A 7,964-nucleotide genomic window follows, 5' to 3' on the forward strand; every position below is an offset into this window, starting at 1 on the left:
GGATCCGACGATGCTGCTCGTCGATCAGATGTGGTAGATGTCCACGATGTGGTGGATGTAGTCGTTCTTGAGGACGACGGTCTTGCGCCGGATGACGGGCGCCTCGCCGGAGAAGTCGATCGTGTAGAACGACGTGCCGTAGTACGGGTCCACCGTGTTGTAGCGGAAGTACATGGTGTGCCAGTTGAAGCGCACGTCCACCAGGTCGCCCCGGCGCTCGATCACCTCGACGTTGGTGATGTTGTGGCTGGTGCGCGGCTCGGGCAGGCTCGTGGCGCTGGACCGCTCGGTGCGGATGCGAAAGATCCGGTCCTCGAGGCCGCCCTTGTTGCCGTAGTAGATCAGCGACATCTCGCGCTGCGGGTCGCTGGTCAGGCGGTCGTCGTCGGCCCAGGTGGGCATCCAGTAGACGACGTCGTCGGCGTAGCAGGTCAGCCACTTCTCGAACTCGCGGTCGTCGAGGTAGCGGGCCTCGCGGTAGAGGAACTGCTCGATGCTGGTCTGGGTGATGGTGCCCTGGGCGCTGGTGCCCTGGGTGCTGCCCTGGGTGCTGGTGGTCAGCTCGGTGGTGGTCATCGTCGTCTCCTCAGGCGCCGGCGGGCTCGGTGCGCGCGGCCGCGGCCTCGCGCTCGGTCTCGACGGCCCGGCGCATCGTCTCGAGCCAGTAGCCGTGCTGGACGGGGTACAGGCCCTCGTCCTCGTTCTTGACGCCGCTGCTGCGGACGTTGGTCATGCCGAGGGAGCGCGCGACGTCGTCCGGGCCGGTCAGCCAGTGCTCGGCGCCGCGGCTCATGTCGTTCCAGGGGGCCGCGGTGGCCAGGAAGGTCTTCTGGCAGGAGCGGAACTCCTCCAGGTCGTCCGGGGTGGCCATGCCGGAGGCGTTGAAGAAGTCCTCGTACTGCCGGATCCGCCACTCGCGGGACTCGGCGGACTCCCCCTTGGGGGCGATGCAGTAGATCGTGACCTCGGTCTGGTCCGGCGCGATCGGGCGGAAGTGTCGGATCTGCGTGGAGAACTGGTCCATGAGGTACACGTTCGGGTAGAGGCACAGGTTGCGGGAGCCCTTGACCATGAACTCGCCCTTGGCGTCGCCCTGCTCGGCCTTGAGCCGGTCCATCTGGTCCCACAGCGGGCGGTCCTCGGGGTTGCCGGCCCAGGTCCACAGGCACAGGTGCCCGTGGTCGAAGGACCAGTAGCCGCCGCCGGACTTGCCCCACTTGCCGGCGTCCAGCGCCTTGGTGGTGTTGGCGGACTCGCCGGTGGAGCGGCGCGACGTGGTGGCCGCGTAGTTCCAGTGGGTCGCAGACACGTGGTAGCCGTCGGCGCCGTTCTCCGCCTGGACCTTCCAGTTGCCGTCGTAGGTGTAGGTGGAGGCGCCGCGCAGGACCTCGAGGCCCTCGGGCGACTGGTCGACCAGCATGTCGATGACCTTGGTGGCGTCGCCGAGGTGCTCCTCGAGCGAGGGCACGTCGGGGTTGAGGCTGCCGAACAGGAACCCGCGGTAGCTCTCGAACCGGGCGACCTTGGTCAGGTCGTGCGAGCCGTCGGTGTCGAACTGCTCGGGGTAGCCGGCGCCGTCGGGGTCCTTGACCTTGAGCAGGCGACCGTCGTTGCGGAAGGTCCAGCCGTGGAAGGGGCAGGTCAGCGTCGTGCGGTTGTCCGTCTTGCGGCGGCAGATCATCGCGCCGCGGTGAGCGCAGGCGTTGATCAGGCAGTGCAGCTCCCCGTCCTTGTCGCGCGTGATGACGATCGGCTGCCGGCCGATGTAGGTCGTGAAGTAGTCGCCCGGGTTCGCCATCTGCGACTCGTGGGCGAGGTAGATCCAGTTGCCCTCGAAGATGTGCTTCATCTCGAGCTCGAAGAGTTCCTCGTCGGTGAAGATCGCCCGGTTGGCGCGGTAGATGCCCTCCTCGGGGCGCTCCACCACGGCCTGGTCCAGATCGAACTTCGGGGTGCCGGTGGGGTACGGCATGGTTCCTCCTGTGGCGTCGTCGGCACGGACTGCGATGCGGCAGAGGCGTTCTGGCCGCGTGCTCCCCACCACTCTCACGGTCGCGAGGCACCCCCGCCCCCGTCATCTGCCCAGGGTTGACCTAGGGTGCCATTGACACGCAGCGCCTATCAATGAGGCCGCAACAGGTATTTGTGTAGATCAATCCACCCGGCCTACCGTGGAGGTCGAACGCACCGCCGACAGCTGACGAGGAGGTCACCGATGGAGCTGCGTCACCTGCGCTACGTCGTCGCCGTGGCCGAGCACCGCCACTTCGGCCGCGCCGCCCGCTCGCTGCACATCTCCCAGCCGCCCCTGTCCCAGGCCGTCCGCCAGCTCGAGGACGAGCTGCAGGTGGAGCTGTTCGAGCGGACCACCCGCACCGTCGCCCTGACGCCCGCCGGCGAGGTCTTCGTCGGCGACGCCCGACGCACCCTCGCGGCCCTCGACGACACCGTCGAGCGCACCCGCCGCATCGCCCGCGGCCAGGTCGGGGTCCTGCGCATCGCGCTCACCGGGTCCGCCACCTACGGCTACCTCCCCCGCATGGCCGCCCTGGTCAAGACCCGGATGCCGGGCGTCGGCCTGCAGCTCCAGACCGACCGCCTCACCCCGCAGCAGGTCCAGGACCTCGACGCCGGCCGCATCGACGTCGGCATCCTGCGCCTGCCCGTCCGCGACGACCGGCTGCGCACCCGCCTGATCGCCCGCGAGCCGCTCGTGCTCGCGCTCCCCTCCGGCCACCGCCTCGTCGGCGACCCGGACGTCACGGTCGACGACCTCGTCGAGGAGTCCTTCGTGGTCCTCGCGCCGAGCTCGCGCTCCGTGGTCACCGACGCCGTGGTGCGCACCTGCCTCGACGCCGGCTTCTATCCCACCGTCGAGCACGAGGTCACCGAGATGTCGACCCTGCTCTCGCTGGTCGCCGGAGGCCTCGGCATCGCCCTGGTCCCCGCGTCCACCCGCGCCTCCGGGCTCGAGGGCGTGACCTTCGCCGACCTGCCCGGCACCGCGACCGTCGACCTGGCGCTCGCCTGGCGCGCCGACCAGCCGAACCCCCTGGTGGAGGCCTTCGTGCAGACCCTCGAGGAGCACGACCTCCTGCAGGCCGACCCGAGCCGGAAGGCCCCCCGATGACCACCAGCACCCCCACCAGCCGCACCAGCGCGACGACCAGCACCCCCGGCACCGCCGATCTCACCGTCACCGAGGTCGAGACCATCCCCTTCGCCATCCCCTACCGCAAGCCCCTGGCCTTCGCCAGCGGCTCGGTCTCCGTGGCCGAGCACGTGCTCGTGCGGGTCCGCACCGCCGGTGGGCTCGTCGGGGTGGCCGAGGCTCCGCCTCGTCCCTTCACGTATGGCGAGACCCAGGCCTCGATCGTCGCCGTCATCCAGCAGATCTTCGCCCCCGCCGTCCTCGGCACCGACGCCCTGCACCGCGAGCAGATCCACGCCCGCCTGCGCCGCACCGTCGGCAACCCCACGGCCAAGGCCGCCCTGGACATGGCCCTGTGGGACGTCATCGGCCAGGCCTTCGGGCGGCCGGTCACCGAGCTGCTCGGCGGCTACTCCGACCGGATGCGGGTCAGCCACATGCTCGGCTTCGCCGACCCGGCGGCCATGGTCGACGAGGCCGAGCGGATGCGCTCGACCTATGGCATCACGACCTTCAAGGTCAAGGTCGGCCGCCGCCCCTTCCGCCTCGACGTCGACGTGTGCCGGGCCCTGCGCGAGCACTTCGGCGACGCCGTGGAGCTCTACGTCGACGGCAACCGCGGCTGGACGCCCTCCGAGGCCGCCCGCGCCCTCGACGCCATGGCCGACCTCGACCTCACCTCGGCCGAGGAGCTGTGCCCCGCCGACGACGTGCTCGGACGGCGGTGGCTGGTCCGGCATACGACCATCCCCACCGTCGCCGACGAGAGCGCGACGACCCCCGGCGAGGTGACCCGAGAGATCCTCGGCGGCTCGGCCGACGCCATCAGCATCAAGACCGCCCGCACCGGCTTCACCGACTCCCGCCGGATCCTGCACCAGTGCGAGGGCCTCGGGGTCGAGGTCGTCATGGGCAACCAGATCGACGGGCAGCTCGGCACGGCCTGCGCGGTCGCGTTCGGCTCGGCCTACGACGCGACCACGCGGCGGGCGGGCGAGCTGTCCAACTTCCTCGACATGAGCGACGACCTGCTCACCGAGCCCCTCCAGATCCAGGACGGCACCCTCGCCGTCAGCGGCCGCCCCGGCATCGGGGTCACCGTCGACGAGGACAAGCTCGAGCACTACCGCGTCGACCTCTGACGCCACGCCGGCTCACGCCGGGCACGACATACGAACCGCACCTCCTGCTCAGCTCAGCACCGCACCACGCAGCACCCACGTCACGCACCGCACCCATCACGGACCGGTGGCACCGACGCCACCCGAAGGAGAGATCATGAGCACCGACACCAACCCGACCTCCCAGGCCACGCTCGAGGCTCGCGCCGCCGACTCCGGCGCCAACGCGACCGCCGCCTTCCGCAAGAAGCAGCGCGCGCTCGACGTGCCCACGGAGCGCGTGGACGCCATCGCGACCGACGCGCTGCAGGCCCTGCACGAGGTCATCCGCAAGCACCGCCTCACCTACGAGGAGTACGACGCCCTCAAGAGCTGGCTGATCCAGGTCGGCGAGGACGGCGAGTGGCCGCTCTTCCTCGACGTGTGGCTCGAGCACGTCGTCGAGGACGTCAACACCGACCACCGCGAGGGCAACAAGGGCTCCATCGAGGGTCCGTACTACGTGCCCGGGTCGCCCGAGCAGGGCTCGCACGGCACCATCCCGATGCGCGACGACGAGCCGGGCGAGGCCATGACCTTCCAGGGCCAGGTGCGCACGACGGACGGCTCCGCCCTCCCCCACGCCAAGGTCGAGCTGTGGCAGGCCAACGCGGACGGCTTCTACAGCCAGTACGCCCCAGGCCTGCCGGACTGGAACCTCCGCGGCAGCTTCACCACCGACGACGAGGGTCGCTTCGAGATCCACTCGATCATCCCCGCCCCCTACCAGATCCCCACCGACGGTGCGTGCGGCAAGCTCATCGCCGCCGCCGGCTGGCACGCCTGGCGCCCCGCCCACCTGCACCTCAAGGTGTCGGCGCCCGACCACGAGCTGCTCACCGCGCAGCTCTACTTCCCCGGCGACCCGCACAACCAGGACGACATCGCGACGGCGGTCAAGCCCGAGCTCATGCTCGACCCCAAGCCGGCGGCCGACGGCCAGGGCAAGGTCGTGGACTACGACTTCGTGATCGACCCGGTCCGCGCCTGACCGCCCCTGCCGCCATCCACCACCTGCACCGAGGAGCACCACCATGCTGTATGCCGTGAAGATGCACGTCGCGATCCCCCACGACCTGGATCCGGCGGAGCGGGACGCGACCATCGCCCGCGAGAAGGCGTACTCCCAGGACCTGCAGCGCGGTGGTGAGTGGCGGCACATCTGGCGGTGCGCCGGGCAGTACTCCAACATCTCGATCTTCGACGTCGAGAGCAACGAGCGGCTCCACGAGATCCTCTGGGGGCTCCCGCTGTTCGCGTACATGACGGTCGAGGTCACGCCGCTGGCGACGCACCCCTCGGACATCCACGCCTAGACCTACCGGCGGTAGAGGCATCGACCGGCCTTCGTTCGCCAGGTCGATGCCTTTACCCCCGGCGGGTCTTCGGGCCGTATGACGGAGCCGCTCGCCGCCACGCAGATCACCGCGTGGAGGCGAGCGGCTGCGGCATACAGTGACGGGCATGGCCAAGAAGCACGCCTCGTCCGGGACCCCCGCCACGGTCGCCCTGGACCGGGCGGGCGTGGCGTACGAGGTGCGTGCCTACCACCACGACCCGGCGGCGTCGTTCGGGCTCGAGGCGGCCGAGGCGCTGGGCGTCGACCCCGCGCGCGTCCTCAAGACCCTGCTCGTCGACACGGGGTCCGGGCTGGCCGTCGGCATCGTGCCCGTCGACCGGCAGCTGGACCTCAAGGCCCTGGCGCACGCCCTCGGCGTCAAGCGGGTGGTGATGGCGGATCCCGCTGCGGCCGAACGCAGCTCGGGCTATGTCGTCGGCGGGATCAGCCCCGTCGGTCAGAAGCGCGCCCTGCCCATGGTCCTGGACCAGTCCGCCGTGGAGCAGAGCACCGTGCTCGTCAGCGGTGGGCGCAGGGGCTTCGACCTGGAGCTGGCGCCGGCCGACCTGGTCGCGGTCACCCGCGCGGTCACGGCTCCGATCGATCGCTGACGTCGTCGCGGTCACCGGGCGAGGTGCCCGACGTCGCCGTCGCGGCCGCCGTGTCGCCCGCCGAGCGGCCCGGCATACCGCCACCGCTGGCCGACCGACCCTCCCAGGAGGTGGACAGGACCACCGTGGTGCGCGTCGAGACGTTGCCGCGCGAGCGGACCAGCGCGATCAGCTCCTCCAGCTCGTGCGGCGTGGCGACCCGCACCTTGAGCAGGTAGGACATGTCCCCCGCCACCGAGTGGCACGCCTCGATCGCGCTCACGTCGCGCAGCCGGTCGGGGATGTCGTCCGGCTCGGTCGGGTCGAGCGGCGCGATCGAGATGTAGGCCGCCAGCGGCAACCCCGCGGAGTCCGGGTCGATGGTCGCGCGATAGCCGGTGATGACCCCGCGCTCCTCGAGCCGTCGCACGCGCTGGTGGATGGCCGACGTGGACAACCCCGTCGCCTTGCCCAGGTCGGTGTAGGACATGCGGCCGTCGCGGGACAGGTGCGCGACGATCTGCTGGTCGACAGACTCCATCCCGCAACACTAGCGGCCGCAGGGGCTCTCGGCCGGATGCCCCGAGCATCCGGACGGCGGCGCCGAGATCCGGCAGACTGACCCCATGACGCCGCCTCCCCACTCCGCGAGCCCTCGTCTCATGCTGCTCGACGCGGCGTCTCTCTACTACCGCGCCTTCTACGGCGTGCCGGACCGTCGCAAGACGCCGGACTCGCCGCCGTCCAACGCGGTGCGGGGCTTCCTGGACATGGTGGCGACGCTCGTCACGACCTATGCCCCGACCCACCTGGCCGCGTGCTGGGACGAGGACTGGCGTCCGGCGTTCCGCGTGGAGGCCATCCCGACCTACAAGACCCACCGCCTCGCCGACGGGTCACCGGACTCCGAGGACACCCCCGAGGCGCTGGCCCCACAGGTGCCGGCCATCGTGGACTCCCTTGCCGCGCTGGGGATCTCGCGGGTCGGATCGGCAGGCTACGAGGCGGACGACGTCATCGGGACGCTGGTCCACCGGCACCGCCGCAAGCTCCCCATCGACATCGTCACCGGCGACCGCGACCTCTTCCAGCTCGTCGACGACGCCTCCGGGGTGCGCGTGCTCTACACCGCGCGCGGCGGCGTGCGCGACGCCGACGTCATCGACCAGGCCTATCTCGCGACCAAGCACGGGGTGCCGACCGGCGCGGCCTACGCCGACATGGCGGTGCTGCGCGGCGACACCAGCGACGGCCTCCCGGGCGTCCAGGGCATCGGCGACAAGACGGCCGCCGCCCTGATCCAGCAGTATGGCGACCTGCCCGCACTGCGGGCCGCCGTCGACGGTGGCGATCCCGCCATCAAGGGCGCCCGCCGCACCCGGCTCGAGGAGGCGTCGGCCTATCTCGACGTCGCGCCCCGCGTGGTGCGGGTCGCGCACGACGCGCCGCTGCCCGGGGTGACGCTGGGCTCGCTGCGCCTGCCGACCGAGGTGGCGGACGTGCGGCTGATGTCGGTGGTCGCGGACGAGCTGGGCGTGGCGTCGAGCTTCACCCGCGTGCTGTCGGCGCTGCACATCCTCTGACCGCGCCGCGCTCGCACCGCCCGCGCGACTCCGGCGCTTGCGCGACTCCGGTGGGAGGGCGGAACTGGTTGCTCGGACTGCCGGGAGGGCGCCATAGCTGCCCTCTCACGAGCTGCCGACCACGGGCCGTTGGTGGGATCT

9 protein-coding genes are annotated in these 7,964 nt (G+C 71.0%); 6 read left to right on the forward strand and 3 right to left on the reverse strand.

The window, feature by feature from the left end:
* Positions 1 to 24: 24 nt before the first annotated feature.
* Positions 25 to 576 carry a benzoate 1,2-dioxygenase small subunit gene (gene benB / locus K313_RS0104760; RefSeq protein WP_029210647.1) on the reverse strand — a complete coding sequence of 184 codons (552 nt, stop codon included), beginning with the start codon at positions 574 to 576 and terminating at the stop codon, positions 25 to 27.
* A gap of 10 nt (positions 577 to 586) precedes the next feature.
* Complete coding sequence (gene benA, locus K313_RS0104765) at positions 587 to 1,972, reverse strand: benzoate 1,2-dioxygenase large subunit (RefSeq protein WP_029210648.1); 1,386 nt, start codon at positions 1,970 to 1,972, stop codon at positions 587 to 589.
* Between the two features lie 243 nt (positions 1,973 to 2,215).
* On the opposite strand from benA, the gene K313_RS0104770 reads away from it, so the two are divergent.
* From K313_RS0104770 to ybaK, 5 genes are all read left to right on the forward strand, one after another.
* Positions 2,216 to 3,130 carry a LysR substrate-binding domain-containing protein gene (locus tag K313_RS0104770; protein WP_029210649.1) on the forward strand — a complete coding sequence of 305 codons (915 nt, stop codon included), beginning with the start codon at positions 2,216 to 2,218 and terminating at the stop codon, positions 3,128 to 3,130.
* A complete protein-coding gene (locus K313_RS0104775; RefSeq protein WP_029210650.1) occupies positions 3,127 to 4,293 on the forward strand; it encodes a mandelate racemase/muconate lactonizing enzyme family protein in 1,167 nt (388 codons plus the stop codon). Before K313_RS0104770 ends, K313_RS0104775 begins: the two co-directional genes overlap by 4 nt.
* Positions 4,294 to 4,429: 136 nt before the next feature.
* The gene (catA, locus tag K313_RS0104780; protein WP_029210651.1) at positions 4,430 to 5,302 is read left to right on the forward strand and encodes a catechol 1,2-dioxygenase; all 873 of its coding nucleotides are present in this window, start codon (positions 4,430 to 4,432) and stop codon (positions 5,300 to 5,302) included.
* 43 nt (positions 5,303 to 5,345) lie between these two features.
* Positions 5,346 to 5,627, forward strand: coding sequence for a muconolactone Delta-isomerase (catC, locus tag K313_RS0104785; RefSeq protein ID WP_029210652.1), 282 nt, complete (start codon positions 5,346 to 5,348; stop codon positions 5,625 to 5,627).
* 148 nt (positions 5,628 to 5,775) lie between these two features.
* Positions 5,776 to 6,261, forward strand: a complete 486-nt coding sequence (ybaK, locus tag K313_RS0104790) for a Cys-tRNA(Pro) deacylase (RefSeq protein WP_029210653.1) — start codon at positions 5,776 to 5,778, stop codon at positions 6,259 to 6,261.
* Here the strand turns inward: ybaK and K313_RS20070 are convergent.
* Entirely contained in the window at positions 6,239 to 6,781 is a 543-nt protein-coding gene (locus K313_RS20070; protein WP_029210654.1) for an Lrp/AsnC family transcriptional regulator, read from the reverse strand. The two genes, ybaK and K313_RS20070, sit on opposite strands and share 23 nt — an antisense overlap.
* Before the next feature lie 85 nt (positions 6,782 to 6,866).
* On the opposite strand from K313_RS20070, the gene K313_RS0104800 reads away from it, so the two are divergent.
* A complete protein-coding gene (locus tag K313_RS0104800; RefSeq protein ID WP_029210655.1) occupies positions 6,867 to 7,823 on the forward strand; it encodes a 5'-3' exonuclease in 957 nt (318 codons plus the stop codon).
* Positions 7,824 to 7,964 lie beyond the last annotated feature (141 nt).

Source organism: Arsenicicoccus bolidensis DSM 15745 (genome assembly GCF_000426385.1).
GTDB lineage: Bacteria > Actinomycetota > Actinomycetes > Actinomycetales > Dermatophilaceae > Arsenicicoccus > Arsenicicoccus bolidensis.